The sequence below is a fragment of the Alkaliphilus crotonatoxidans genome (assembly GCF_054658015.1).
In genome coordinates, this window is the sequence record NZ_BAAHXS010000003.1 from 303338 (window position 1) to 330271 (window position 26934).

A 26934-nucleotide genomic window follows, 5' to 3' on the forward strand; every position below is an offset into this window, starting at 1 on the left:
TGGATTGGCTTTGCTGCCAGAGATAGAGCCTTGCTCGCCAGATTGCCTAATTATGGGTAAAGTCTTATTTTTTCTTGACCACCGGAAGCCATATTTCTGACTGGTAGGTGGGAGACTGCTGGTCTCCATCGGTATAGACTTCAATATCAGGTGCATCGGCATATTCATAGCCTGAAGTGGGCAGCCATTCGGTAATAATCCTTTTCTGAAGGGACTGCATGGCCTGGGGAAGGGGACCGACACATTCAAAAAATAGCCCAGGTGGCTGCAGGCACCTGGTAGTCCACCATTCCTGTAGGAACAGGCAAATCAGATGGAACTGCAATATAATAATCAAAATCCGTCTCATTCATACAGGTACTGACTCCCAACAGGCCAAAGGGGGATTGATTCATCATGCCAACAATTTTAGGCATCATCCCGGCCTGGGCAGTCTCCTGCCAGAATAGGGGTACCCTTTTAAAGCTTTCCTCCACATTGGTATTCATTTGCTCTTTAACTCCAACAATTCTAAAGGACTCCTTTTTTTCAATTCTGTAATTCATTTCTACATCTCCTTTGATTGAAATTGTGAAGCTAATGCGAGGATAGGCCTTAAGATGGGTTCCCTCTGCCCTGGCAGAGGAGGGGGAAACCCCGTGAATACTTTGAAAAGCGCGGTTGAAGGAGGTTGGCGAATCGTAACCATACTTCAAAGCCAGATCAACAATTTTCATATCGGTGGTTTGTAAATCAAAGGCGGCCGCTGTCATACGTCTTCGGCGTATGTATTCTGACAAAGGAACCCCTGCAATATATGAAAACATCCTTTGAAAATGAAAGGTTGAACAACAGGCTATTTGAGCCGCCCTTTCATAGCTAATCGTATTTGCCAGGTTTTCCTCCAGGTAATTAATAGATTGATTCAATCGCTCAAGCCATTCCATCACATCATCTCCTTATCTTCAAGATTAACATCTATTGAAAGAAAGCGCCTTCCATTCCATGCACAAAACTGTCTTTTGTTTTAATTATAGCAGCTACGATTAAAATGGCTACAGAATTTTATATTATCTTATCAAATACTGATTCAAATAAAAGAAAGTGATTTCGGAGCAAAAAAAACTGTTTGGAGCAGCAGAATTTGATAAAACATGATAAAGTAAATTTGGTTAGTTTACTCTAACTTACTTTTTGCCATAAAAATACAATTTAAGCTTTATAAGGAGGATTTAAATATGAGTCAAGCTGTAGTCAGTCAAAAAGAAAAACAGCGGGAATTAATTTTGTCTAATAATCTATGGAGGGTTATGCTTCAACTATCATGGCCTGCTGTAGTGGCCATGGTTTTGTTCGGATTAAATTCGGTGTTAGATGCTTTTTTTGTGGGACGTTATGTGGGGGAAGCAGCCCTGGCGGGGGTTTCGGTGGCCTATCCCCTCTCACAAATCAGCGTAGCTCTTGGGTCATTGATTGGGGTGGGAGCAGGGTCTGCCTTAAGTATTGCCCTGGGGAGGGAAGATAAAAAGACCCAGTTGAAATTACTGGGAAATGTAAATTATTTATCTATTATCGTTACAATTGTCTATATGGTCCTGGGACTGCTTTTCTCAACCCAATTGATGAAAATGATGGGCGGAACAGGAGAGGCTCTGATTTTGGGAGACGAATATTTCAGAATTACAATTTTAGGGGCCTTTTTCTGGGTTTATGGCCTGGCAGGCAATATGATTATACGGGCAGAGGGAAAGATGAAATCGGCAGCGGTGATGATGGGAATCGGATTAGTAGTCAATGTTTTTGCCAATTATCTTTTTATTGTGGTACTTGATATGGGGGTAGCCGGGGTTGCCTGGGGAACAAATGTAGGAATGCTGGTCTACACCCTTATGGGGTGGTTATATTTTGGCAGAGGACATGCTTCCTTTGAAACAAATTTAATAAGTTTTTCCAGGGACAAGGAGCTTATTAAGTCCATCATAGGGTTGGGGATGTCTTCGCTGATTATGAGTGTAATGAACCTGGTGCAGGCAGTGGTGGTTTTTAATGCACTGTCTAGATATGGAACAACCCTTGATATAGCCTTTTATGGTGCAGTCTATCGAATTTTTACCTTCTTACTTACACCTATCTTTGGTCTGATGCGGGCATTACAGCCAGTGATTGGAATTAATTTTGGTGCTAAGCAGTATCATCGAGTAATCAGCTCCTTTAAAATCTTTACCTTTACTTCTGTTCTGTTAACATTACCCTTTTGGGTAATTTCCATGGCTGCTCCCCAGGCCATTTTAGGATCAATGCTGCCGGACAGAATACTAGTGGGGCAGGATTTACTGTATTTTAGAATATATATGTTGATTTTACCGATCCTTTCATCAATCTTTATGGCAATGACCTTTTTCCCTGCAATTGATAAGGGAAGGCCTGCGGCTGTCATTGGTATTGTTAGACAGTTGATCTTCTATATTCCTGTGATGTTGATATTACCAAAGAAAATTGGTGTGGCCGGGGTTTATTATGGTACCTTTGCAATTGATCTAATTATTGTCATATGGACTAATATGATGGTGAAAAAGGAATTTAGACTGCTACAGAAAAAAGAACAAGAGATCGATATTCAAACCCTTAAAAGGCTGGAGAATATCTCTTAAATCAAAGGAAATAGGGACTTCTTCTAAAATAGTTGCTAAAGTCAAATAAATAGTTGACTTTGGCAACTATTTGTCGGTATAATAGATTAAATCGATTTAAGAGGAGGAAGTACCATGAATAGCATTTATCAATCAACCATCCATACAATTCGGAGGTTTAACCGGTTTTACACCAATGTATTGGGATTGCTGGATCAACACATGCTTGACAGTGATTATTCTCTGTCAGAGGCTCGAATTTTATATGAAATTGGTCATTCAGAGGGCTGTACAGCCAAAAAATTGATTGAGGTCTTAAGGATTGACCCAGGCTATTTGAGCAGAATAATTAAGGGTTTTGAAAAGCAGGGGCTTACTTATCGGGTAAGGTCTACTGAAGATGGTCGGCTATATCTTCTTTATCTTACCGATAAGGGACGACAAACCCTTTTAAATTTGAACGAGCTGTCTGATCAGCAAATACATCAAATGCTGAACCAATTGTCAGATGTTGATCAGAAAAGGCTGGTGAAGGGAATGGAGATGGTTGAAGAAACCCTTTCAGGAAAGCCGGATTCAACGAAAATATCAATTCGATCTACCCTAAAGCCAGGGGACGTGGGACAATTAATTTATCTGCATGGGTGGATTTATGCCCAGGAATGTGGATACAATCACGGGTTTGAAGGCTATGTCTGTAAAACCTTTTATGATTTCTTTCAAAGCCCCCGGCCTGATCTTGACCGATTCTGGCTTGCCGAGGTGAAGGATGAAATCGTTGGGGCCATTGCAATATTAGGCCATTCCCCCGAGGTGGCTCAACTAAGATGGTTTATTCTACATCCCCGTTATAGAGGTATAGGATTAGGTAAAACCTTACTGGAAAAAGCCGTAGAATATTGCTATGAAAAGAAATTTAAGCGGGTTTTCCTTGAGACAACAGAGGATCAAGAAACAGCTATTAGTATGTATACAAGGGCCGGATTTAGAAAAGTATCGGAGCATGAAAGCAGTGGATGGGGAAAAACCCTGGTTGAACAAACCTTTGAGTTAATTCCTGACCATAATGAGAACTAGCTGGTAATAAAGGCTTCATCTTTATCACCTTCCAACTCCTATAAATAAAATGTTTTTCGATGGAATCAAAGAAATAGTGGACACTTAAGGTATATGGGTATAGTTGGTTAGAATATCAATTGAAAGTCATATTTACTTGACAGGGCAAGTAATGAACAGCTACAATTGAGCTACCAGACTAATAATCTATAGAAATTGAATTCTAAGGAGTCGGAACCATGAGTCATTCTTTAACGGAAAAAATCAAATCTAAAAGAAAATTATTTTTGCCCATATTGCCCATTATAGCTTTGGGGTGTTTTCTATTGAGCAAAATTTTGAAGGGGCAGGGGTGGCTTTTAGAAAAATATTATTCTCTTGGTATTAATAAGTGGTTGCTCCAGGGAATAAGCCAGATAACCGGTATGTTTCCCTTTTCCTTGGGGGAAATCGTCTATATCATACACTTAATTGCCATACCAGTGGTGGTGGGAATTTTAATTTACAAGCTCCTAAAAGGCGGATCTTTACTCTTTCTATATCGGATTTTCCAATATATTTGTCTATTATATATTATTTTTATGCTGATGTGGGGGCTGAACTATAGCAGAATTTCTATTGCCGAAATAACAGGCCTAAAACTTGAGCCTTATTCAGTGGAGCAGCTCTATGAATTAAACCTGGCTTTGATTGAAAGGGGAAATAGTTTAAGAGGAGCCATATTAGAGGATGAGCATGGGGTAATGCATATCCAGGGGGGGTACCGGGATGTATTTTCCAGGGCCAAAGAGGGCTATTTTATAGCTGGAAAGGATATTAAGGCCTTTGCAGGAAACTATGGCAAACCTAAGGCTATAATTCTTTCAAAGCCAATGCTATATACCGGCATTACTGGAATGTATTTTCCCTTTACTGCAGAGGTAAATGTGAATGTTGCCGTACCGGATTTACTACTGCCTGCTACGGTTCTCCATGAGATGGCCCACCAAAGGGGCTTTGCCAGTGAAGACGAGGCCAATTATATTGCCTATTTAACAGCATCGGTTCATCCAGACATTGATTTTCAATATTCAGGAATTATTCTAGCCCTATTAAACAGTATGAATGCCCTCCACAGACAATCTCCGCTGTTAGCCGCTCAATTAAGGGATGCCTATTCGTCAGAGCTTAGTCGAGACCTTATGGCCTACTCAGAATTTTGGAGGGACTACGAAGGCCCAATTAACGAAACTGCCAACAGGGTGAATGACACTTATTTAAAAAGTAATGGGCAAAAAGAAGGGATTCAAAGCTATGGACGGATGGTGGATTTACTGCTGGCCCATTATTTAACCTACGGGGAAATTTAAATAAAGCTTCCTTCATCACCTTGCTTTTGTATGATTCTCCTTAGGCTACTCTCGTTTTGAAATGGTGAATGATAAAATTAAATATGCCTGAATCAGGTTATGAATTCTCTGCCAGCTAAAGGTGCTTTTTAGCTGGCAGTTTTAATTCTTATAAAGAGAAAAAGAAGATATGACAACGCTGGGAAAAATCCCATAAATTGAGAAAAGTAACTTGAACGGGCACAACAAGTCTTAAATTCTGAATTGATTGAAAACGATATTCATACATGCTATAAATGAATTGTACTTTTACAAATTCAATTTATTGGGAGGGATATCGAAATGATGCAAAAGATTCAAAGATTTGGTAGTGCTATGATTGTACCTGTAATGCTTTTTCCCTTTTTCGGAATTGTAGTGGGCTTTGCCACCCTTTTTCAAAATCCTGACATTATGGGGTCCTTGGCAGCAGAGGGGACACTATGGAAAAGTATATGGCACCTCATTGAAACAGGAGGCTGGGCAGTCTTTAATCAAATGGAACTGGTCTTTTTGATTGGACTGCCCATATCCTTGGCCAAAAAAGCCCAGGCAAAGGCTGTCCTGGAAGCCTTTATGGGCTATATTATGTACAATTATTTCATCAATGGAATTTTAAGTACATGGGGAAGCAACTTCGGAGTGGATTTTGGGGTTGATTCGGGGGGGACCAGTGGATTAAAGTCCATAGCGGGCATCAAAACCCTGGATACCGGCATCATTGGAGCCATCGTGATTGCTGCTATTATCGTCTGGCTTCATAATCGGTACTTTGATAAGCAAATACCCGAATTTTTGGGGACCTTCCAGGGAACCCCCATTGTTGTTGCCATTTCCTTCGTCTTAATGATACCCTGTGCCTTTATTACAGCGGGGCTTTGGCCCATCGTTCAACGGGGGATTTTATCTATGCAATATTTCATCAAGGCAACGGGTCTTGTGGGAGTCTGGATATTCCACTTCCTGGAGCGGATCTTAATCCCTACAGGATTACACCATTTTGTATATACACCGTTCCAGTATGGTCCTGCTGTGATATCGGAGGGAATTACACCTTATTGGATATCACACCTAAGTGAATTTGCCCAATCAGCTGCACCCCTTAAGGAATTGTTTCCCCAGGCGAGGTTTACTTTGCATGGTAATGTAAAAATGTTTGGTATTCCCGGCCTGGCCTATGCCATGTATCGTACTGCAAAACCAGAAAAGAGAAAAAAGGTCGGTGCCCTCTTACTGGCTGCAACACTGACCTCAGTGGTATCGGGCATAACAGAGCCCATTGAATTTACCTTTCTTTTCATTGCCCCCTATTTATTTGCTATTCATGCAATTCTAGCCGCCACCATGAGTACCGTCATGAACGCCTTTGGATTAGTGGGTAATATGGGAGGAGGGCTAATTGAAGTGGCTACCAGTAATTGGATACCCCTCTTTTCAAATCACTGGCAGACCTATGTAATGCAATTTATAGTGGGTTTTGGCTTTATGGCAATTTATTATTTTGTATTTCGGCATTTGATATTAAGGTTTGATATCCCCTTGCCGGGCAGAGAAAAGAGCGATACTGAAACAAAGCTGTATACAAAGCAGGAGTATAGAGAGAAAAAGGGCACTGTCGAGGGGGCTGCTCAAGAGGCAGACCAGAAGGCCAGGGCATTTTTAGAAGGTTTGGGAGGAAGGGATAATATAGTCGATATAACCAATTGTTTTTCTCGGCTGCGGATCAATGTGGCCGACGAAGCCAGGGTAAAGCCGGCATCCTTCTTCAAAAACGCAGGGGCCCTTGGATTAGTACATAAGGGAAAAAGTGTGCAGGTAATAGTAGGGACATCGGTATCCCTTGTAAGGGAGAAGTTTGAGGAGCTTTTAGAGGAAGAAACATCACGGCAATAAAGTATAACCTATGTCCTATGTTATAAATGACAGTAGCCTAGAGGGAGGATTAGACTATGAAAAAATTTTCAATTGTAGTGGCTGGGGGAGGAAGCACCTTTACCCCAGGAATTGTATTAATGCTGCTTCAAAATTTAGATAAGCTGCCCATTAGAATGCTTAAATTCTATGATAATGATCAGGAAAGGCAGGACATCATTGCCGGGGCCTGTAAGATTATTTTGAAGGAAAGGGCTCCACAGATTCAGTTTATAGCCACCACCGACCCCCGGGAGGCCTTTACAGATGTGGATTTTGTTATGGCCCATATTCGAGTTGGGAAATATGCCATGAGGGAATTGGATGAAAAAATTCCCCTTAAATATGGTGTGGTGGGGCAGGAAACCTGTGGCCCAGGGGGAATCGCCTATGGAATGAGATCGATTGGCGGTGTCATTGAGATTTTAGATTATATGGAAAAGTACTCACCCCACGCCTGGATGCTGAATTATTCAAACCCGGCTGCAATTGTTGCAGAGGCCACCCGCAGGCTGCGGCCCAATTCAAGAATATTAAATATCTGCGACATGCCTATTGGAATAGAAGCCAGGATGGCTGAAATTTTAGGTTTAAGGTCCAGGAAAGATATGTGTGTTCGGTACTATGGCCTTAATCACTTTGGCTGGTGGACAGATATTCGTGATCGGGAAGGGAACGACCTGATGCCCAGGCTCAAGGAGCACGTGGCCCAATATGGGTATGTGGTACCCAAGGGAGACCGGCAGCATGTCGATGCAAGCTGGAATGATACCTTTGCCAAGGCAAGGGATGTTTATGCAGTTGACCCCGATACACTGCCCAATACCTATTTAAAATATTACCTGTTTCCTGATTATGTTGTAGCCCATTCAGATAAAAGCTATACAAGGGCCAACGAGGTGATGGATGGAAGGGAAAAGCTGGTGTTTGGGGCCTGCAAAGGTATTATTAAAAACAGATCCACCGAAGAATACGAATTGGAAATAGATGAGCATGCCTCTTATATTGTAGATTTAGCCAGGGCCATTGCCTTCAATACCCATGAAAGAATGCTGTTGATCGTACCTAATCAAGGAGTGATCGAAAACTTTGATTCCACCGCCATGGTAGAGGTCCCCTGTATTGTAGGAAGCCAGGGGCCAGAGCCCTTATCTGTGGGAAAAATTCCACAATTTCAAAAAGGGCTGATGGAGCAGCAGGTATCGGTGGAAAAGCTGGTGGTAGAGGCCTGGATAGAGGGGTCTTATCAGAAATTATGGCAGGCCATAACCCTTTCTAAAACCGTCCCCAGTGCCAGGGTAGCAAAGGAAATTTTAGATGAACTAATGGAGGTCAATCGTGACTACTGGCCTCCGTTAAGATAAAAAGTAAATAACCCATAGATTCCGCTTTTAGAAATCGATTAATACAATAATTCAAAGGATAGGGGCAAAAATACCCTATCCTTAAATTGCATTCCATGACTGGCAACATTGGTTTTCATTAAGGAAACATCATTAGGAGTTGCGCTGCTCCGGTGACAAGGATCTCTCAAATTGACTCTATTGATGAATGAAAGGCAGAATGATAGTATATATGTAAATCTACAAGGGGGGGAGTAGCATGAAGCTTGAGCAGCTTGTAAATAAACATTATGATAAGCTGAATGAAAATGATTTATATATATTAAACTATATCTGTAACAATCAAAAAAGAGTTGCCAATCTAGGCATTGCCGATCTGGCACATAAGTGCAGTGTTTCTAAGTCTTCACTACTGAGATTTACAAAAAAATTAGGCTTCAGCGGCTATAGTGAATTTAAATATTTCTTAAAATGGGAAAATGAGCAGAATTATCATGACTTGCCTGAAAAGCCTATAACCACCGTATTAATTGAGGATATTGAAGCTACCATAAAGCACCTGAATTTAGATCAGATTAATGAAATTTGCCAGGTGTTGTACAAGGCAAGACGGATTTTTTTATACGGAACAGGATATTCCCAGATGAATGTTGCAAAGGAATTACAGCGAAACTTTATGGCAATTAATGAGTACCTGTATATGATCCATGATAATGAACAAATTGAGTCAATTCTGGGGGATCTTAACCAGGAGGATGTCATCATCATTATTTCCCTGTCGGGCAATTCAAAGGTTTTATTTCCTATCATGAAGCAGCTGAAGGCAAAGGGCATAACCGTTGTTTCCATGACCAACCTAGAATCAAACTACCTGTCTAGCATGGCCTCTTATAATTTATATGCTACCGTTTCCAGTGTGCCCACCGCCATTAAAAAATTGACCACCTTCATTCCCTTTTATATAGTGGGGGAGGTATTGTGTAGACAATACCTGATATGTAAGCTAATGCAAAATAAGGATAAAATCGAATAGACTGCTATTATCAAATTTCTTAATTATACACCTAGAGATACCGGCACCATTTTGATTCAAGGTATATAAAAATTGGCTCAAAGCGCAATTAGTATATGCCTGATAGATCAAAGGGAGCTGATATCTCTATATTTATGCTTAGAATATATAGTAGATAAAGGGATCACTATATGAAAAGAAGGAAATATCAAAATTTTTAAATAGCTCAAAAAAAGTAAATGAACTACTATTGATTTATACGTATATTTAATATATAATAAATATACGTACAAATATTATACGTACAATTAAAACGGAATGGAGGAGGAGGCTAAATGAAAAGGATTGCAATACTAGGTAGTAGTGGTGGAAACCTCTATAATTTAGGAGGCAAAGATCCCCTAAAGCTAATTGAAGAAATTGAAAGACAGGCAAAAGTAGCAGGTCTTGAAATAGGAGCCGTCCAATTTATTGGTGCTAAGGCTTCTATGGATAACGCCAATGAGAAAACGTTAGCAAGGTTATACAGCTGGGATTTAGAAGCAAAGCAAGTAGTATTTTCAGAGGAAAAAGTATTAAAGGACATCAATGTAGATGCAGAAGCCATGGATGAAAGCATTGCAAAACAAATTCTGGATGAAAAAATCCATGGAATCATTTTAGTTAGCTCTGATCCAAAGGGAGCTAATAAGCTGGCTATAAAAGCAGCGGCGGAAAAGAAGGTACCTATAGCTGGTACTGGTGGCGCTTCTATGGCAACAGTACAATCCATGGGCGGAAAAGTTATCGCCACCTCAGGTACCACCGGGACCACAAATAGAACCAGAGCGGTTGCGGCTATTCAAGCCCTCAGTAAATTCTGGGGTATTAAGTACAAACCTGTAATTGGCTCATCCTCAAGCTCAACGGAAGATATGGACAAAGGGATATTACAAAGAATCAGCTTTAGGGGTATTATGATGGCGGCATTGCCAGGATTCATTGCCATGGCCATCACATTGGCCCTAAGTAAGGTACCAGGCCTGGGCGGCTTGGGAGATGCATTTGATTTAATCATTAAAGGACTTCCTGTAATGGTGGCTGCCCTGGCTGCAAAGCAGGTTTCTGGACTAGACGAGGTAGGTATCGTAGCAGGGGTAGTGGCAGGGATGCTATCCATAGATGGTGGACTAATTGGTGGATTAATTGGAGGTATTTTAGCAGGGGTGCTGGCTATTTATTTAATCAGGTTGGCCCTTGGTTGGAATTTTCCAGGAACAACTGCCAATATAGTAGCAGGTGGTCTTTCAGGACTGATAGCAGGATTATTAGTATTTTTCTTAATTGCACCATTGGCATTGAAATTTGGTAATGGAGTAAGGTATGTAATAGAAGTAGCCATAGGCTATAATGCAATTTTGGCAGGAGCAGTTGCAGGGCTTTTGATGTGGCCAGCAATTATAGGGGGAGTATATCATGCTGCTATACTGCCCATCGTATTGCTTGAAATGGAAAAAACAGGCTCAAGCTTCTTAGGAGCCATTGATATGACAGCATTAGTTATGGTTTCAGCTGGTATCACATTAGCAAATATCATCTATCCAAAACAGAAAAGTGAATCAGCTATAGCTGCACCAGGATTTATAATCAACATGGCCTTTGGTACCTTTGTTGAAGCATCTTATCCATTTATGTTTTCAGATAAAATTGTGTTTATAGGAGCGATGCTGTCAGGAGCTTTATCAGGAATGTTTGTTGGTTTATTCGATGTTAGGGGTACAGCCTATGTTCCATCAATTACTGCGCCAGTTCTTGCCAATAAACCGATGGGATTTGCCATAAGTATGGGAATTGCCCTGGTATCATCATTCTTAATTACTGTCTTTGCTAATAAACTAGCAAGACAAAGACAAAAAAGGGAGGAAGTATAAATGTTTGCTGCTGATATGGAGAAAAAGAGAAAAGTTGCCTTGCAGAAGGTAAAAGATGCGATAAAAGCCCACAATGGAACAACACTATTGAGTACAGGAATCACAGGAGATGATGCAAGACTTGCTAAGGCTGTGGTAGATGCTGGTGTAAAAATGCTTGAACCAAATCATCCTGCTGTGGTATTGGCCAGAGGATTAAAGGGTGTTACAAGCATGCATGATGCAGAAGCCATAAGACATGAAGTGCCAATGGAAGAAATGATTAAGGTGACCCAGGGTATTAGAAATGTAGTAGATAAAGATATCTATATTACAGTGGGTATTCCAGGGGGCTTCTGCGAAATAGTCCCTACTGAAATCAAAGAGGAAGTTTTCATGGAATTATCCAGAGCCGGTGCCGATGGACTTCACATTCATAAAGCTAGTCTGGAGGATTTAAAAGAGGTGGTTGAAAAGGCTCATAAATATGGCCTTCTGGTTGACGCCTATATAGGGCACCCAGATGATCTTCATACCTTTGGACTTCCAGCAAGAACCCCTGAGGAGGTTGCTGAGGTAGCCAAAAGCATGGAAGGCATAGGGGTAGATTTAATAGGGCTAATGACTGGAATGAGCTATGAAGGAGCCCAGGCAGGGGAAATTCACCCTGTTGTTAAGGAAAGATTAGAGGCATTAGTGAATGCAGTAAATGTTCCAACCCTTGCAGAAGGAGGAATTAACCTTTCAAACTACAAAGCCTTTATGAATACAGGTGTAAACATACTGGTAGTAGGTACTGCCATAGATGATGCCGTAAGAAAATCTGCACAGGAAGTTGTAAAAAACTTTATTTCTTAGGACTGAAAAAGCCCCAATTTTGGGGCTTTTATAATTTTCTTGGCATACTTGCAAAAAAAACATATTTATCGCCAATATAGTGGGTTTCAACAAAATATAATGGCTTATTATTTTCCAAATAAACGATACAATTCATTTTTAGCATAGGGGAATCCTTTTCGATATTTAATTTTTCTGCTATTTGATCCTGACATTTTTCAGCCTCTAAAAAAATATCTCCATATTTTATCTTTAACCCATAAATGTCTTCGTATAGCTTATATAAAGAGGTACTTTGGTTGATTTTTTTATCTAATTCAGGACAGTTTTTTTCAGGTACATAGGCCGTTTCATAGCACATAGGCTCATGATCTGCTTTTCTTATTCTTGTTACGATATAGGTTTTGTCATGTTTTTTTAACTCTAAATATTTGGCTATTTTTTGACTGGGAAGCCCCAGACTTATATCAATTATTTCGCTTGAGGGTGCCAAGTCCCTGGATATCATTTGTTCGCTGAAGCTTTCTAAAACAGTAAGCTTGTATCTTGATTTTATATTTTTTACAAAGGTTCCTGCTCCAGCCTGTCTGTATATATAACCATCATTAGTCAGCTTTTGTAAAGCCTTTCTGATGGTGTCTCTGCTAACGCTGAAGGTATCTATAAGCTCATGCTCAGTGGGCAGCTTCATACCTTCCTTCCATTCTCCGCTTTCTATTTTTTCCTTCATTTCATTATATATTTGCAAGTATAAAAAACTGATTTTTCCCATCGTATCACCGACTTTCCATATATATTATGAGTTCTGTAGTTTATATTATATCAGCTTTTTCAAAGAAAAACCATTGAATGTACCGCCAACACTTATTTTTAAGGGCTATTGCTGTGATTAATCTCAGATGGGAATTGAATAGGCTTTTATCTTTTATTCAGGGGGAATATGAGTTATAATGAAAAAGGTTATTGTTGGTAAAAAATAGATTTTCCCAGAATTATCGGGCCGGTAAGGGCCTGCAGTTTTAACCGGCATTGTGATAAATTAATTTATACATAGCGAGGTGTTTACGGTAATGAAAAAGTTGCTTGGTCAAGTTACCTTATTAAAACAAGCCTTGTCGGAGAAATGAGTCAAAGCATTTATAACCTATTTAACCTCTTTGAGAGATTGATTATTGTTTATATCTGTTATAATCTATATAAAGGCAATTACAAGGAGGTGTAAATAATGAAATATTCCATCGGTGAATTCGCCTCTCTGCTGGGGGTCACTGTTGATACCATAAGGCTATATGAGAAATATGGTATTATTACACCAATAAAAGACCATAAAAACAATTATCGATATTTTAGTGATTTAGATGCCAGAAGTCTGCTGATGAGCAGATGGTATAGGAGTATACAGATCCCCCTGCCAGAGGCAGCGGCCTTGACAAAAGAGGCCCCCTTGGAAAGAATTATTGATCATATCAAGGAAGCCGCCCTTCAATTGGAGGAAGAAATAAAAAGTAAGACCCTGCTTTTAAATAAGATGAAGGAAATTAATGATGATTTTGACCAAATGGAGACCTTATTAAATCAATGTAAGATCAAGGAGCTACCGGGTATATACAGACTAAAGCAGACCAATAAAAACATATTATTGCAGGATGACCATCTGCATAAAATAGTTAATGCATGGATGGAGGCTTTGCCCTATACCTTTTATTCCTTTAGAATTGAAAAAAAGGCGCTATTGTCCCAGGGCGAGACCTTTGACTATAGCTGGGGCCTGGCCATTTCCGAGGAGGAAGTAGAACATTTTGATTTGGAAATAGATAAAAATGTTGAATACATCGCCCCCAACACCTATCTAACCTCGGTAATTCGAACTCGTCAAGAGGATTATCTCACCAGGAACTCCGTTCAGTTTATGCTGGATTTTATTAAAAGAAAGAGCTATACGATTAAGGGAGACGTTATCGGTAAAATCATTTTAACAGAAAAGACTAAAGACAAAAACAATTCCTATTTAGAGGTAAATATACCCATTTAGATTGTTATATCTAATTTGCATATTTTTATTTGTTTTTTAACAAACATCCTTGACCCTGGTGCTGCACCAGGGTTTACAATTTTTTTGTATAAGGATTTATACCTGATCTAATAAGGAGGATGAATAATGAAAAGGACAAAAATCAGTAAACCATTACTGTTGGCCCTGGCCCTGGTGTTAGTGGTTTCTCTGCTGGGAGGCTGTACCCAGGAAACAGCCGGCACAATGGAGCCAGGTACCTATTCGGCAGAGGCCAAGGGACACGGAGGCGATGTAAAAATAGCAGTGACCCTGAGTGAAACAGAAATAATTGATATTCAGATCATCAGCCAGTCAGAAACAGAAGGATTGGGGGATCAGGCCCTTGAGAGAATCAAGGAGCAGATATTGGAAACCCAATCCCTGGCTATTGATGCAGTCAGTGGAGCAACCATTTCTAGCGAAGCCATGCTAACAGCCGTTGAAGCTGCCATTGTACAGGCGGGAGGAAATGTCGATGCCTTTAAAAAAGAAAGTGCCCCCAAAACAGGTGAAGGAAAAACAGAGCAGCTGGAAGCCGATGTTATCGTAGTGGGGGCAGGGGCCTCCGGCGTATCGGCGGCTATAGCAGCGGCCGATGAAGGGGCGAAGGTAATTATTATTGAAAAGACAGGTGTTATTGGCGGTGCCAGTAATTTATCCTGGGCCGGTAAGTTCTATAATTCATCTGTTGCCGTTGAAAATGGAGTAGAGGTTGATGCAGAAGAGGAGATCGCCCATTGGATTGAAAACAATCACTGGCGGGTGGATGCTGCGGCCATCAGGCAATATGTGGTGAAGTCAGGAGAAACCTACGATTGGTTGGCTGAAAAGGGATACACTACTCAATTTCTTAATTACATGGGAGAGCAGCTTCACGTATTGCCCCCCTATGAAACCCGTCAGCCTACCCTGAGGGAAATGCTGGCCGATTCCGTTGAAGCTGGAGGAGGACAGGTGATTACAGAAACCACCGCCAAGGAGCTAATAACCAATGAAGCTGGTGAAGTGGTAGGCGTGATTGCAAAGAAATCTGACGGCACAACCCTTGAAATTACCGGTAGAAGTGTTATTATGGCAACCGGTGGCTATGCTGCCAACGCCGAAATGGTCAAGGAACATTTTGGCTTTGAGGGAGTTAATGGCGGTCTGGGACAAAACGTTGGAGAAGGCTTAATCATGTCATGGGAAGTGGGGGCCAAGGTGCCGGATAATTTTGGCGGTCAAATGCTTCATCAGACCCTGGCCAGGGCTACCAATGACTTGAAAAAACAGTTTGATTCCTTTGAAGCAAGCTATCCCCTGATGCTAACCTATTTACCAAACTTTATGAATGTGGGCACCTCAGGGGCCAGATTCAGAGATGAAGCCTACACCTTAACTGCGGTGGCTGCGGCCAACACCAGCGCCTTCCATGGCCCATATCATTATGTAATCGTTTCTCAATCTCAGCTCGAAGCTCTGATGGAAGAGGGGATGAATGGTGTAAAGGCACCGAAGCTGCCCGGTATGCCCCCCGAGTTCTATGCTGACTTTGCAGAGCAATTTACCTTAGATCACCCCTGGGTCAATGCCGGTCAGGTTTTTGATGCCATGGTGGAGAAGGGCCATGGCTTTAAAGGGAATACCATAGAAGAATTGGCCGAAAATGCAGGAATGGATGTGGCAGTATTTACAGAAACCTTTAATCAATACGAAGAGGCCGTTAAAACAGGAGTTGATTCCGAATTTGGTAAAGCCTCTGAATACTTGATTCCCATGGGGGAAGGTCCCTATTATGCCATCATTGCAGAGGTTAATAACCTGGGCTCTGTTGGTGGCTTATTGGTTAATACGAAATTCCAGGTATTAAACCAACAGCGAGTACCAATTAAAGGCCTGTATGCCGTAGGGCTTGAATCAGAGGGTGTATTGTTCAACGATACCTATGTCGGAAACGGAGTTGGAATAGGCTATGCCTTTACGTCAGGAAGACTTGGCGGGGCCTATGCTGCCAGTGAAGCTTTAAAAAAATAATCAAAAAAGGGTGTCTCAGAATAGATGATAAAATCTAGGGCGGGGCGCTCTTTTTTTGTAATTTTATGGTTGATGCTTTAATTTGACTTTTCCCATCTATTGGATATAATAAGAAAAAAAGAATGATAATAGAATGGAAGGGAGGGGCGATCATGATAGATGTTAATATTTTTTTATTTGATGATTTTGAAACCCTGGATGTATTTGGCCCTGTGGAGGTCATTGGAAGGCTAATGGAACAATATCAAATACGATTGTTTTCCTTAAATGGAGGGCAGATTGTCAGCAGGCAAAAAATTACCGTTGTAACGGAAGGGGCCACAGCAATTAAGCCTGGCGGAATTCTCCTCATACCAGGGGGATTAGGAACCAGGGGACTAGTTCATCAGAAGAAGGTGATTGATCTGTTAAAGACTTTAGCAGATGAAGCCGCCTATTGTCTGACGGTTTGTACCGGGACAGCCCTTTTAGCCCAAACAGGGCTGCTTAATGGAGTCAGGGCAACCACCAACAAAAAGGCCTATGATTGGGTGACTTCCCTTAACGACAAGGTGAAATGGGTCTATGAAGCCCGGTGGGTGGCGGATAGTAGATATTATACCTCATCGGGGGTTTCGGCAGGAATTGATATGACGCTGGGCTTTGTTGCAGACCGCCATGGAAAGGCGACATCAAAAGAGATTGCCCAAGATATAGAATACATATGGAATGAAAATGCTGATTTTGATCCCTTTTGTATAAAGGAAGGCAGACAATAAAGTCGCTGATATAAAAATATATAATTTAAGGAGGACCCTATGAAGGAAATATTTGAAAGAAGAAGCATTAGAAAATACACAAATGAAGAGGTTTCAGCGGAAAAGGTCAGGGAACTGCTAAGGGCAGCCATGGCGGCCCCCTCGGCAGGGAACGGGCAGCCCTGGGAATTTGTTGTTGTGCGGGATAAGGGGTGCTTTAACCAAATCATGGAGGTTCATCCCTATTCAAAAATGCTTAAGGATGCCTCAGTGGCCATTGTAGTTTGTGGTGATACCGAAAAAGAAAAATATGGCGGTTACTGGGTACAGGACTGTGCGGCCGCCACCCAAAATATCCTATTGATGGCTCAGCATCTGGGGCTGGGGGCCGTTTGGCTGGGGGTGCATCCCACTGAGGATCGGGTCAAGGCAGTTCAAAAAATCCTATCCCTGCCCGAAGCAGTCATCCCCCTTTCCATTATATCCATTGGGTATCCGGCCGAAGAAAGGAAGCCAGAGAACAGATATGACCAATCTAAAATTCATTACGAGAAGTGGTAGTCAAGGAGTGGTGTTAGGAACAGAGGAAATTAATCAAGTGTTCAAAGCAAATTTAAAGAATGCCTTAATTTATATATACAAACAATTAAAAAGGCCCCAACGGTTGGGGCCTTTTATATTACAACAATTCAGTCTTAAATGGGTCGATTTAATCCCCTTTGATAAAGCTTGTAAAAATGGTGGGTGGGCCCGCAGCCTTTACCGATGGAAAGGGAATGCCTGATGGCCGTTGTAACATAGTCCTTACCATGCTTTACAGCCCCTTGTAAATCCATACCCAGGGCTAAATTAGAGGCTATGGCAGAGGAATAGGTGCAGCCGGTGCCATGGGTGTTCTTGGTATCGATTCTTTCGGCACTAAAATGGATATATTGATCACCGTCATATAGTACATCCAGGGCATCCCCTAGGGCATGGCCGCCCTTTACCAGTACACTTTTAGCCCCCATTTCGTAGATTTTTTTGGCTGCTTGCTCCATTTCAGCTACATTATTAATTTGAAGGCCTGAAATCTTCTCAGCCTCTGGGATATTGGGTGTCAGCAAATCCGCCAGGGGGATAATCTCGGCAATCAAAGTATCGATGGCATCAGGGTCCATAAGGGGGCAACCATTTTTTGCATACATTACCGGGTCAATCACTACATTGGCAGGATGGTATTGCCTAAGTTTCTTAGCCACAGCCATCATACAGGCCGGCTGAGAAAGCATGCCAATCTTCACTGCATCCACCTCAATATCCTCAAATACAGCGTCAATCTGCTTTTCAATCATATCTGGCGTTACATCCTGAATATCAATGACCCGGCTGGTATTTTCAGCCACAACCGATACAATCACACTCATTCCAAAGACACCATGGGCCGAAAAGGTCTTCAGGTCCGCCTGTATGCCTGCACCGCCGCTGCAATCTGAGCCGGCTATCGTTAATACTTTTTTCATATTGCTCCCTCACTTTCATTAATATTGCAGGAGATCATTTAACCCTTAATCAATAAGTATTGACTCAAGAATAGAGCGTTCCTTATAGATTTAAAGGACTACTTTTGTTGAATCTAGTACGGAAGGTAGATAATAAAAAAAGGTGCTTTCTTAATATCAGAAGCACCCATAATTCAATCAACATGAATGATCTGCTTCCCTACGCCAGTATTAGCTGACAGGTTCAAAGGGTCAGGTTTTACCTTCTCAACCAAATGGTCCCCCCGCAAATAGATTTTTTATTTAATTGTAGCACAGAAAAAAAGCCGTCGTCAATCAATCAACTTAATAAAACGATTATTCTTCCTTTTTGTACAAGAAGCTTACCCAATAACCTAAATGGAGGTATTGACACAGAATAAAGAATATGATATATAAAGACTATGGAAATTAGCACTCATTAAACGAGAGTGCTAACACAAAGAGGGCAAAAATCCCATACAGAATTCCTTGAGTAAGGTACTGTTTACATATATAGGAGTGGGACGAGCCTTTAGAATTAAAAGAAATAAAATGAAGGGAGAGGGGTTATTTTGGCAAAGAAACAATTTAAGGCAGAATCCAAAAGACTGCTGGATATGATGATTAACTCAATTTACACCCACAAGGAAATATTTTTAAGGGAGCTTATTTCCAATGCCAGTGATGCCATTGATAAAATCTATTATCGAGCCTTGACTGACGAAAACATAAGCTTCAATCCTGAAAATTATTACATTAAGATTTTCGCAGACAAGGAAAATCGAGTATTAAAGATTTCTGATACAGGTATTGGTATGCTCAAGGAAGAATTGGAGGATAACCTAGGGGTAATTGCCAAGAGCGGTTCCCTGGCCTTTAAAAAGGCAACGGAAATTAAAGATGGTCACGAAATCATTGGCCAGTTTGGCGTTGGCTTCTATTCAGCCTTCATGGTGGCAGAAACCGTTACGGTTATCAGTAGGGCATTAGATGGAGACCAGGCCTATAAATGGGAATCCCACGGGGCCGATGGCTATACCATTGAGCCCTGGGAAAAGGAGTCCGTCGGAACTGATATCATTTTAAAGATTAAAGAGAATACCGAGGATGAAAGCTATGATGAGTATTTAGAAGAATATCGGCTGAAGAGCATTGTTAAAAAGTATTCCGACTTCATCAGGTATCCCATTAAAATGGATATGAAAAATACCAGATTAAAGGAGGGCACTGAGGATGAATATGAGGACTACATTGAAGAGCAGGTCCTTAACAGTATGGTGCCCATCTGGAGAAAGAACAAAAGCGAGCTTACCCAGGAGGATTATGAAAGATTTTATGCAGACAAGCATTATGGCTATGACAAACCCCTTAAGCATATCCACATTAGCGTTGACGGGGCTGTAAGATACAACTCAATTTTATTTATACCAGAAAAAACCCCCTTCGATTACTACACTAAGGAATATGAAAAGGGGCTAGAGCTGTATTCCAGTGGGGTATTAATCATGAATAAGTGCCCTGATCTATTGCCGGACTACTTCAGCTTTGTCAAGGGAATGGTCGATTCCGAGGACTTATCATTAAACATTTCCCGAGAAATGCTGCAGCATGATCGTCAATTAAAGCTGATTGCCAAAAACATCAAAAGTAAAATTAAGAGCGGTCTCTTAAGCCTGATGAAGGAAGAACGAGACAAATATGAAAAGTTCTATGAATCCTTTGGAAGACAGCTTAAATTTGGTGTCTACAACAACTTTGGAAGTGAGAAGGAAACCCTACAGGACCTGTTGATGTTCTATTCCTCTAAGGAAAAGAAGCTGGTTACATTAGATGAATATGTCAGCAGAATGCCGGAGGATCAAAAGTATATTTATTATGCTGCCGGTGAATCCTACGAACGAATTGAAAAACTGCCTCAAATTGAGCTGGTTTCAGATAAGGGATACGAAATTCTATATTTTATTGATGATGTTGACGAATTTGCCATTAGAATGCTGATGAATTATAAAGAAAAGGAATTTAAATCAGTTTCCAGCGGCGACTTAGGCTTTGAGGCCGATGAAAACCAAAAGGCTGTAGAAGAAGAGGCTAAAAACTATCAGGGTCTTTTTGATTCCATGAAGGATATTCTGGCGGATAAGGTAAAGGCTGTAAAGGTCTCTAAAAAGCTTAAGAGCCATCCGGTTTGCCTGTCTAATGAGGGAGACCTGACCATTGAAATGGAGAAGGTTTTAAATGCCATGCCCAATAGTGAAAATATAAAGGCCGAAAAGGTATTGGAAATCAATATTAACCATGAGGTATTTCAATCTCTAAAGGATGCCTACGAAAAGGATCAGGAAAAGCTGAAGCTCTATACCAGCCTGCTGTATGACCAGGCTCTGTTAATTGAAGGACTTCCCATTAACGACCCGGTGGCCTTTACCAATAACATTTGCAAAATCATGAAATAAGCTATAGCAGGTTCCGACTAATGAAAATCGTCGGGGCCTGCTATTGATTTAACTTAACAAATTATGTAAAATATTATTAATCATTTATTAGTATTTTTTCTGGTAACATGATAATGCAGGCAAGGATTTCCACAACAATTTGGTTGGAGAGCTTGCCTTTTTTAATAGGTGTTAAAAAAGTCCAAAGGAAGTGAAGTGTATGTTGAAAATTGCTGTAATTGGATTGGGGGGAATAGCCCAAAAGGCCTATCTGCCGATCTATGGACAAATGGAAAATGTTGAATTTCATCTCTATACCAGAAGCCCTGAAAAGCTCAGGCAAATCAGCGAACAATACCGATTTGCTAAAATTCATCAGACCCTGGATTCAATTATCAGGGCAGGTGTTGCAGGGGCCTTCGTCCACACCGCCACCAGCACCCACCCCGAAATTATTAGCCATTTGCTCAAGGCCCAAATTCCGGTTTATGTAGATAAGCCCATCGCCGATCATTATCAGGAGGCCAAGAAGGTGACGGAGCTGGCAAAGGCCCAGGGGGTACTTCTGATGACGGGCTTTAACAGGCGTTTTGCCCCCATGATCAGGCAGTTAAAGGAAAAACCAAACATCAACATGATTATACTTCAGAAAAATCGCAATAATCAGCCCCTTGCCCCCAGGGAATTTATTTTTGACGATTTTATTCATGTGGTTGACACACTTTTATATTTAATGGATGGACCCCTTAAGCAAATGGCGGTTTATCCTGTTTGGTCAGGCAATTTACTATCAAGCCTTACGGTACAGCTGATGGGGGCTAATAAGGCTGCTACGGCCCTAATGAACCGAGAAAGCGGTGTAAATGAAGAACTGGTAACAGTCTTCACTTCCTCAGGTAAATATCAGGTAGAAAATTTGGTAGCGCTACATCATTATAAAGGCTCGTCTTGTCAGATTGAAAGGTTCGATGATTGGGAAACAACCCTGTATAAAAGGGGCTTTGAACCCATTGTAATGGAATTTTTACAACGGGTGAGGAACCAGGATTTTTCCCAGAAGGAACTGATGGATTCCCTATATACCCATGAAATCTGCGAAAAAATCTTAGAAGGCCTAAGTACCCGGTCAGAGAATATTCCATTGAAATCATGAAGCTTCATGCTACAATTAAATTATCTATAAAACTATAAACAGAGGTGGCAGATATGAATCGAATTGCTATGAAAATAAAAGAGGCCAGGCAGAAGGCAAAAATGACTGAGAAGGAGCTGGCCAAAAAATGCGGTTTGTCTGAGGGATACATTATTCAAATCGAATCAGGCCGAAAGGTGATCAATGAGAAGGCCGCTGAAAATATTTTGAGCAAGCTGGGGGAAAGAATCGATTTTGGCTATGAAGAAGCCTTTAGGGAAGAAGTACCTAAAAAACCCCAGGCAGACAAAGAGCCATCAAAGCCTCGGGAAGAATTTTATCCGATACAGCCAACAGAGCAATGGTCCGATGCCCTGGCCAATATCATCAAAAAATATCCTGTCTACGACATAGAAACCAATAAAATCGTAGGCCATCGAAATCTGCCCGTAATTGGGAAAAAGGTTGAGGGGTACCATTGGGACAGACTTTCCTTTGTTCAGGCTGCCGATAATTCAATGGAAGCCCTGCGAATTAAAAAGGGCGATGTAATTATGATCTATACAGCCAATGAAATAGAAAATAGTAGCCTGTATTTTATTGAAATGAATCGTAAAAGAATCATCAGGCAGCTTAGAAGGGAAGCCAACAACAAGGTGGTTTTATCAACGGGAGCCAATGAAGCCCCGGTGGTAACGGAATTAAGCAATATCAGGCTCATTGGAAAGTGCGTCAAGGTGGAATTTCAGCCGGGCCCTAAAAAACAAATGTAGATTATCAAGGGAGGCGAAGGGAATGGGAAGTAGTCAAGATTGGGTTGAAGAACTGATTAAAGGCCATAGAGATTATTTTTATACAGGCAAGACAAAGAGCCTTGACTATAGAATAGCTGCTTTAAATAAACTGAAGCAGGTGATCAAAAATATGAGCAGGAGATTTTAACGGCCCTTTATCTGGATTTGGGGAAAAATGAGTTTGAAGCCTACACCACGGAAGTAGGCTTTATTTTAGATAGCATCAGCTACTTTACCAAAAACCTAAGGCGATGGGCCAGGCCCAAAAGGGTAAGGGCATCAATCCACCAGGTTCCATCTAAAAACTACTCCATTTTTGAGCCCTATGGAACAGTCCTGATCATTGGCCCCTACAATTATCCCTTCCAGCTTTTAATTGAGCCTCTGATTGGGCCCTGGCGGCAGGAAATTGTGCGGTTCTAAACCTTCAGAGGCCACACCACAGGTATCCGCCCTAGTTAAGAGGCTTTTAAATGAAACCTTTGATGAGGGATATGTCAGCGTAATAGAAGGGGAAAAGGAAACCACCTCGGCCTTGATTAATGGTGCCTTTGACTACATTTTCTTTACAGGAAGCGTGGAGGTGGGGAAAATTGTAATGCAGGCAGCAGCCAAAAATTTGGTTCCCGTAACCCTTGAGCTGGGGGGGAAAAGTCCAACCATTGTCGATAAAAGTGCCCGCCTTGACGTTGCAGCCAAAAGAATTATCTGGGGAAAGCTTTAAACACCGGGCAAACCTGTGTTGCTCCTGATTATATCTACGTACATAAAGAGGTTAGGGAAGCCTTTATTTTAAAGCTGAAGGAGGCCATCATGGCCTTTTATGGGGGTGATGCTTCTAAAAGCAAGGACTATGGCAGAATCGTCAATGAAAAACAATTTGACCGATTAAGGGCCTTAATAGAGGATAATCAAGGAAAAATTATCTATGGTGGAAGCCATTGCCGAGAAACCCTCTATATAGAACCAACTCTGTTTGACCGGGTGACCTGGCAGGATACGATCATGGAGGATGAAATCTTTGGGCCATTGCTCCCTATACTGGAATATGAAAACTTAAACGAAGTGATTGCTGTCATTAATGGCAAGCCCAAGCCTCTGGCCCTCTATGTTTTTACAGAGGACCAAAGGGTAGAAGCCACAGTATTAAGTCAAACTTCCTTTGGTGGAGGTTGTGTCAATGATACCATTTTTCATGTTTCCAGCCCCCATTTACCCTTTGGTGGGGTAGGGGCTTCGGGAATGGGAAGCTACCATGGCCGGACCAGCTTTAAAACCTTTTCTCATCAAAAGAACATCTTAAAGAGAGGCACCCGTTTTAATTTAGAGCTCCTTTACCCTCCCCATGGAAATAAATTAAGCCTGATTCGCAGACTATTAAAGTAAAATACTGGTTTAGATACCATTATGGATAGGATTGACAAATTTGACAGCAGGAAATAAAATAGGAATAAAGGACTATTGACACTTTTATTTTATAAATTATGAATTCGCTGAAGTTGACTGAACATCGGGGAATTCTTTTTTTAAACCATATTCATAGGGTGGCATATGGTAAATAAAAGTAAAGGCATTATTAAAAAACCTCTGCTTTTGGGAAATAATATAAAAGTGTTTTTATTGTGATGATTGGGTAGCCATAGAAATATTGAAGATAAATGGATTAAATAAAGGAGAATTGTCATGGGTAAACAACGGGGGACAAATCGAAAGTGTTTAATGGTTTTGGCTATTATATTTATTTTATTAATGGGTCTGACAGGGTGCAGCTCCACTAAAGAAGCTGTATCCTCCTATGGTGACGGTCAAAATCAGGGGCAGCAAAAGGAAGAAATTATTCCCTATGGGGGAGAAAAAAGCAAGGCTGTTTCCTATGTATATACCACCGAAAAAAAACTATCCCTAACCTTTAATGGCATGGGGGATGAAAAAATGATGGATGATTTGTTGACTGAGCTTGATCGTCATGGGATTCAGGCCACTTTTTTTCTTCCGGGGATGAGGGTCGCAGAGGAACCGGATATCGCAAGGAAATCATCGACCAGGGCCATGAAATTGCAAATAATACCTTAAATCGCTGGGATCTGACTAAACTAGGCTATGAAGAGATTTATCGGGAAATTGCCAGGAGTAATGCAATTATCGAAGCGGCGACGGGCATCCCGCCAAAGTATATCAGACCCCAGGGAGGGGCCTATAATGATGATGTATTATTGGTGACAGCCCAATGTGGCCTGGAAGCCCTGGTAAACTACAGTATCAATCCCCAGGACTGGGATATGAAGGAAGCCCGGGAAATTGGTGACTACGTGGAGCGCTACATCACCAGAGGTGGGATTATAGCTTTAAACAGTGATAAAAATCCCGAGGTAATTAAGGCGATTCCTTTAATTGCCCAGGCTGTAGAACAGGTAGGCTATGAACTGGTGCCCTTAAGCCAGCTTTTTGAAGGAGCCTATGAAAGAAGGCCCCTGGAGGCCATTGAAGGCTATGATGCAGCAAAGCTCAACCATGATTTTGAAAATACCCCCTATCAGGTAATACACAAAGTAAAAACAAGGGAAAAGGAAATTGCTCTGACCTTTGATGATTGGGGGCGTGACATAACCGTTACCCAAATCCTTGATATATTAGAGCGATACAATATTAAATCCACCTTTTTCCTTAAGGCCGATGGTGCTGAAGTCAATCCTAATTTAGCCAAGGCAATCCACGAGGCTGGTCATGAAATTGCAAATCATACCTATAGTCATTCGGTGATTACGGAGCTGTCAGCAGAAGAAATTCAGGAGGAAGTGGTGAAGGCCCACAGGGTACTTGCCGAGGTCATTCAAGCGCAGCCTGTTATGCTGTTCAGGCCCCCAACCGGTGCCTACGACCATCGAAGTGCCCAGATTGTTGCCGCCACCGGCTATGACACCATAGCCATGTATGATGTTACAACCTTTGATTGGGATATAAACAATACAGCAGAGGATATCGCTGGTACCATTTTAAAAAAGACTCAGCCGGGAAGTATCATCCTATTGCATATCCTGGATGATACCAATACGGTAGAAGCTCTTCCCATGGCAATTGAAGCCCTGTTGGAGAGGGGCTATACCTTTAAAATCTTGACAGATTTATTAAATTAATCGAAAATTCTATTTGTTGATGGGAGACAGTTTTGTGGCTAAAAACAGAAAGCATATCAGTAGAAAAGAAAAGGAAATCATGGCTGTACCCCGACCTGACAGGCGAATTTTGTCAAATGTTCCAGATCCTCAAAAAATCCGGGTGTTGGCTGATCGGAGAGGGACAAAGGGAGCTGAAAGGGATGCCCTTGAGTCAGATGCAGCGTATGTTCACCGGCTCAGGATGCTAAGCCTGCGCTATGTGGCAAATTTTGAAGTGCTCATGTATGAAAGGGGAAAGGAAAAGACGACTTCCTTAAAGGGGCAGGCGGTGGATATTTCCTCTACAGGCATTTTAATTGCCCTTGAGGAAGGGTCCAATATAAATTCAACAGGGGAATATATTGTAAAATTTGAAATTCCCCTGGAACCATGCCTGAGGGGTTTGAATCTAAAGTAAAGGTCAGCGGAAGGGTGGTTCGATCCTTTAGCCAGGTTCACGAGGGCCATTCTAAAGCCATGGTGGCCCTGGAATTTGAAAGGGACCTTTCCTCTTATTTTAAGAAAGGCGATGGGGCTTTTCAGTTTATACCGCCAGCAGCCTGCTCTTTATCGCTGTTTTGATCATTATGCTGATGCGAGTGGAGAGTATCGTCTATTTTAAATACAATATCGTTTTATATCTCTATAGCTTGATTACTGCTATTTTTCTGCTTTCTCGATATTTTTTCGGCGGAATGTACCGTCATGTGCCTATTAACCCTGAGTATACCCCGGGGGTATCGGTCATCATTCCCTGCTTTAATGAAGAACAGTGGATACAACGAACTATTTTGAGCTGTATTAATCAGGATTATCCCCTCGAGCAATTGGAGGTCATTGTAGTGGATGATCATTCCACCGACAGGTCGGTGGAAAAAATCAATGAAATCGTAGGGCTGCTTTATCAAGAGGCGGGTCGATATGATATTAAAGAGCGCCTGAAGTTTATTCCCATGGATCAGAACGGAGGCAAGCGGGAAGCGTTGGTGAGGGGAGTGAGCCTGGCTAAGCATGACCTGGTGGTCTTTGTAGACTCCGATAGCTTTTTAGAGCCTACGGCTATTAAAAATCTTGTACAACCCTTCCAAGATC

At 41.5% G+C, this 26934-nt stretch carries 25 protein-coding genes, 2 pseudogenes and 1 riboswitch; of the genes and pseudogenes, 23 read left to right on the top strand and 4 right to left on the bottom strand.

The genetic code is table 11. The annotated features are described in order from the left end of the window. Positions 1-64 precede the first annotated feature (64 nt). Complete coding sequence (locus ACYQ1I_RS02375; RefSeq protein WP_459762089.1) at positions 65-220, bottom strand: GyrI-like domain-containing protein; 156 nt, start codon at positions 218-220, stop codon at positions 65-67. 25 nt (positions 221-245) lie between these two features. Beyond that, on the bottom strand, positions 246-926 hold the full coding sequence (locus tag ACYQ1I_RS02380; RefSeq protein ID WP_459762090.1) for an AraC family transcriptional regulator: 681 nt from the start codon (positions 924-926) through the stop codon (positions 246-248). Between the two features lie 291 nt (positions 927-1217). Between ACYQ1I_RS02380 and ACYQ1I_RS02385 the strand changes: the two genes are divergently transcribed. The 8 genes from ACYQ1I_RS02385 (at position 1218) to ACYQ1I_RS02420 (ending at position 12045) form a co-directional block, all read left to right on the top strand. Then, entirely contained in the window at positions 1218-2630 is a 1413-nt protein-coding gene (locus ACYQ1I_RS02385) for an MATE family efflux transporter (protein ID WP_459762092.1), read from the top strand. Positions 2631-2744: 114 nt separating this feature from the next. Beyond that, complete coding sequence (locus tag ACYQ1I_RS02390) at positions 2745-3686, top strand: bifunctional helix-turn-helix transcriptional regulator/GNAT family N-acetyltransferase (RefSeq protein WP_459762094.1); 942 nt, start codon at positions 2745-2747, stop codon at positions 3684-3686. A gap of 218 nt (positions 3687-3904) precedes the next feature. Further along, on the top strand, positions 3905-5014 hold the full coding sequence (locus ACYQ1I_RS02395) for a DUF3810 domain-containing protein (protein ID WP_459762096.1): 1110 nt from the start codon (positions 3905-3907) through the stop codon (positions 5012-5014). A gap of 321 nt (positions 5015-5335) precedes the next feature. Further along, positions 5336-6925: an alpha-glucoside-specific PTS transporter subunit IIBC gene (locus ACYQ1I_RS02400; RefSeq protein WP_459762098.1), complete on the top strand. Its 1590-nt coding sequence runs from the start codon at positions 5336-5338 to the stop codon at positions 6923-6925. A gap of 56 nt (positions 6926-6981) precedes the next feature. Beyond that, entirely contained in the window at positions 6982-8307 is a 1326-nt protein-coding gene (locus tag ACYQ1I_RS02405) for a 6-phospho-alpha-glucosidase (protein WP_459762100.1), read from the top strand. 238 nt (positions 8308-8545) lie between these two features. Next, positions 8546-9319 (top strand): MurR/RpiR family transcriptional regulator, encoded by a 774-nt coding sequence (locus ACYQ1I_RS02410; protein ID WP_459762102.1) that lies wholly within the window; start codon positions 8546-8548, stop codon positions 9317-9319. 314 nt (positions 9320-9633) lie between these two features. Continuing rightward, positions 9634-11208, top strand: coding sequence for a hypothetical protein (locus ACYQ1I_RS02415; protein ID WP_459762104.1), 1575 nt, complete (start codon positions 9634-9636; stop codon positions 11206-11208). Continuing rightward, positions 11209-12045 (top strand): beta/alpha barrel domain-containing protein, encoded by an 837-nt coding sequence (locus ACYQ1I_RS02420; RefSeq protein ID WP_459762106.1) that lies wholly within the window; start codon positions 11209-11211, stop codon positions 12043-12045. Positions 12046-12073: 28 nt separating this feature from the next. Here ACYQ1I_RS02420 and ACYQ1I_RS02425 read toward each other — a convergent pair whose 3' ends face one another. Continuing rightward, entirely contained in the window at positions 12074-12772 is a 699-nt protein-coding gene (locus ACYQ1I_RS02425) for a GntR family transcriptional regulator (RefSeq protein ID WP_459762108.1), read from the bottom strand. A 477-nt stretch (positions 12773-13249) separates the two neighbouring features. Here ACYQ1I_RS02425 and ACYQ1I_RS02430 point away from each other — a divergent pair, with 477 nt between their 5' ends. The 4 genes from ACYQ1I_RS02430 (at position 13250) to ACYQ1I_RS02445 (ending at position 17388) form a co-directional block, all read left to right on the top strand. Further along, the gene (locus ACYQ1I_RS02430; RefSeq protein ID WP_459762110.1) at positions 13250-14056 is read left to right on the top strand and encodes a MerR family transcriptional regulator; all 807 of its coding nucleotides are present in this window, start codon (positions 13250-13252) and stop codon (positions 14054-14056) included. A 126-nt stretch (positions 14057-14182) separates the two neighbouring features. Beyond that, entirely contained in the window at positions 14183-16090 is a 1908-nt protein-coding gene (locus tag ACYQ1I_RS02435) for an FAD-dependent oxidoreductase (protein ID WP_459762112.1), read from the top strand. A gap of 152 nt (positions 16091-16242) precedes the next feature. Beyond that, a complete protein-coding gene (locus ACYQ1I_RS02440) occupies positions 16243-16848 on the top strand; it encodes a DJ-1/PfpI family protein (RefSeq protein ID WP_459762114.1) in 606 nt (201 codons plus the stop codon). A 39-nt stretch (positions 16849-16887) separates the two neighbouring features. Then, the gene (locus ACYQ1I_RS02445) at positions 16888-17388 is read left to right on the top strand and encodes a nitroreductase family protein (RefSeq protein ID WP_459762116.1); all 501 of its coding nucleotides are present in this window, start codon (positions 16888-16890) and stop codon (positions 17386-17388) included. Positions 17389-17522: 134 nt separating this feature from the next. Here the strand turns inward: ACYQ1I_RS02445 and thiD are convergent, their stop codons facing one another. Continuing rightward, positions 17523-18329: a bifunctional hydroxymethylpyrimidine kinase/phosphomethylpyrimidine kinase gene (gene thiD / locus ACYQ1I_RS02450; protein ID WP_459762118.1), complete on the bottom strand. Its 807-nt coding sequence runs from the start codon at positions 18327-18329 to the stop codon at positions 17523-17525. Positions 18330-18507: 178 nt separating this feature from the next. Next, positions 18508-18604: riboswitch (TPP riboswitch) on the bottom strand. Positions 18605-18901: 297 nt separating this feature from the next. Here thiD and htpG point away from each other — a divergent pair. From htpG to ACYQ1I_RS02505, 11 genes and pseudogenes are all read left to right on the top strand, one after another. After that, positions 18902-20782, top strand: coding sequence for a molecular chaperone HtpG (htpG, locus tag ACYQ1I_RS02455; RefSeq protein WP_459762120.1), 1881 nt, complete (start codon positions 18902-18904; stop codon positions 20780-20782). Positions 20783-20981: 199 nt separating this feature from the next. Continuing rightward, positions 20982-21914 (top strand): Gfo/Idh/MocA family protein, encoded by a 933-nt coding sequence (locus ACYQ1I_RS02460; RefSeq protein WP_459762122.1) that lies wholly within the window; start codon positions 20982-20984, stop codon positions 21912-21914. A gap of 53 nt (positions 21915-21967) precedes the next feature. Further along, positions 21968-22666, top strand: coding sequence for a helix-turn-helix transcriptional regulator (locus ACYQ1I_RS02465; protein ID WP_459762124.1), 699 nt, complete (start codon positions 21968-21970; stop codon positions 22664-22666). A gap of 22 nt (positions 22667-22688) precedes the next feature. Further along, entirely contained in the window at positions 22689-22835 is a 147-nt protein-coding gene (locus tag ACYQ1I_RS02470; RefSeq protein ID WP_459762126.1) for a hypothetical protein, read from the top strand. 17 nt (positions 22836-22852) lie between these two features. Continuing rightward, positions 22853-23110: an aldehyde dehydrogenase family protein gene (locus ACYQ1I_RS02475; RefSeq protein ID WP_459762128.1), complete on the top strand. Its 258-nt coding sequence runs from the start codon at positions 22853-22855 to the stop codon at positions 23108-23110. After that, positions 23097-24073 (top strand): annotated as a pseudogene (locus ACYQ1I_RS02480) (aldehyde dehydrogenase family protein). The gene ACYQ1I_RS02475 and the pseudogene ACYQ1I_RS02480 overlap by 14 nt, the downstream one beginning before the upstream one ends. Before the next feature lie 549 nt (positions 24074-24622). After that, positions 24623-24870 (top strand): annotated as a pseudogene (locus tag ACYQ1I_RS02485) (polysaccharide deacetylase family protein); the annotation flags it as partial. Positions 24871-24903: 33 nt separating this feature from the next. Then, positions 24904-25821 carry a polysaccharide deacetylase family protein gene (locus ACYQ1I_RS02490; protein WP_459762142.1) on the top strand — a complete coding sequence of 306 codons (918 nt, stop codon included), beginning with the start codon at positions 24904-24906 and terminating at the stop codon, positions 25819-25821. Between the two features lie 34 nt (positions 25822-25855). Then, on the top strand, positions 25856-26260 hold the full coding sequence (locus ACYQ1I_RS02495) for a hypothetical protein (RefSeq protein WP_459762130.1): 405 nt from the start codon (positions 25856-25858) through the stop codon (positions 26258-26260). Continuing rightward, positions 26233-26424, top strand: coding sequence for a hypothetical protein (locus ACYQ1I_RS02500; protein WP_459762132.1), 192 nt, complete (start codon positions 26233-26235; stop codon positions 26422-26424). Before ACYQ1I_RS02495 ends, ACYQ1I_RS02500 begins: the two co-directional genes overlap by 28 nt. A gap of 5 nt (positions 26425-26429) precedes the next feature. Then, positions 26430-26934: glycosyltransferase family 2 protein (locus tag ACYQ1I_RS02505; protein ID WP_459762134.1), on the top strand; the 505-nt coding region annotated here is incomplete at its 3' end.

Coding starts and splice junctions, on each gene's coding strand:
- ACYQ1I_RS02395 (WP_459762096.1), top strand. CDS start 3,905: ATGAGTCATTCTTTAACGGAAAAAATCAAATCTAAAAGAAAATTATTT.
- ACYQ1I_RS02400 (WP_459762098.1), top strand. CDS start 5,336: ATGATGCAAAAGATTCAAAGATTTGGTAGTGCTATGATTGTACCTGTA.
- ACYQ1I_RS02390 (WP_459762094.1), top strand. CDS start 2,745: ATGAATAGCATTTATCAATCAACCATCCATACAATTCGGAGGTTTAAC.
- ACYQ1I_RS02430 (WP_459762110.1), top strand. CDS start 13,250: ATGAAATATTCCATCGGTGAATTCGCCTCTCTGCTGGGGGTCACTGTT.
- ACYQ1I_RS02405 (WP_459762100.1), top strand. CDS start 6,982: ATGAAAAAATTTTCAATTGTAGTGGCTGGGGGAGGAAGCACCTTTACC.
- ACYQ1I_RS02500 (WP_459762132.1), top strand. CDS start 26,233: ATGCCTGAGGGGTTTGAATCTAAAGTAAAGGTCAGCGGAAGGGTGGTT.
- ACYQ1I_RS02460 (WP_459762122.1), top strand. CDS start 20,982: ATGTTGAAAATTGCTGTAATTGGATTGGGGGGAATAGCCCAAAAGGCC.
- ACYQ1I_RS02470 (WP_459762126.1), top strand. CDS start 22,689: ATGGGAAGTAGTCAAGATTGGGTTGAAGAACTGATTAAAGGCCATAGA.
- thiD (WP_459762118.1), bottom strand. CDS start 18,329: ATGAAAAAAGTATTAACGATAGCCGGCTCAGATTGCAGCGGCGGTGCA.
- ACYQ1I_RS02385 (WP_459762092.1), top strand. CDS start 1,218: ATGAGTCAAGCTGTAGTCAGTCAAAAAGAAAAACAGCGGGAATTAATT.
- ACYQ1I_RS02435 (WP_459762112.1), top strand. CDS start 14,183: ATGAAAAGGACAAAAATCAGTAAACCATTACTGTTGGCCCTGGCCCTG.
- ACYQ1I_RS02410 (WP_459762102.1), top strand. CDS start 8,546: ATGAAGCTTGAGCAGCTTGTAAATAAACATTATGATAAGCTGAATGAA.
- ACYQ1I_RS02465 (WP_459762124.1), top strand. CDS start 21,968: ATGAATCGAATTGCTATGAAAATAAAAGAGGCCAGGCAGAAGGCAAAA.
- ACYQ1I_RS02420 (WP_459762106.1), top strand. CDS start 11,209: ATGTTTGCTGCTGATATGGAGAAAAAGAGAAAAGTTGCCTTGCAGAAG.
- ACYQ1I_RS02445 (WP_459762116.1), top strand. CDS start 16,888: ATGAAGGAAATATTTGAAAGAAGAAGCATTAGAAAATACACAAATGAA.
- ACYQ1I_RS02375 (WP_459762089.1), bottom strand. CDS start 220: ATGCAGTCCCTTCAGAAAAGGATTATTACCGAATGGCTGCCCACTTCA.
- ACYQ1I_RS02380 (WP_459762090.1), bottom strand. CDS start 926: ATGGAATGGCTTGAGCGATTGAATCAATCTATTAATTACCTGGAGGAA.
- ACYQ1I_RS02440 (WP_459762114.1), top strand. CDS start 16,243: ATGATAGATGTTAATATTTTTTTATTTGATGATTTTGAAACCCTGGAT.
- ACYQ1I_RS02415 (WP_459762104.1), top strand. CDS start 9,634: ATGAAAAGGATTGCAATACTAGGTAGTAGTGGTGGAAACCTCTATAAT.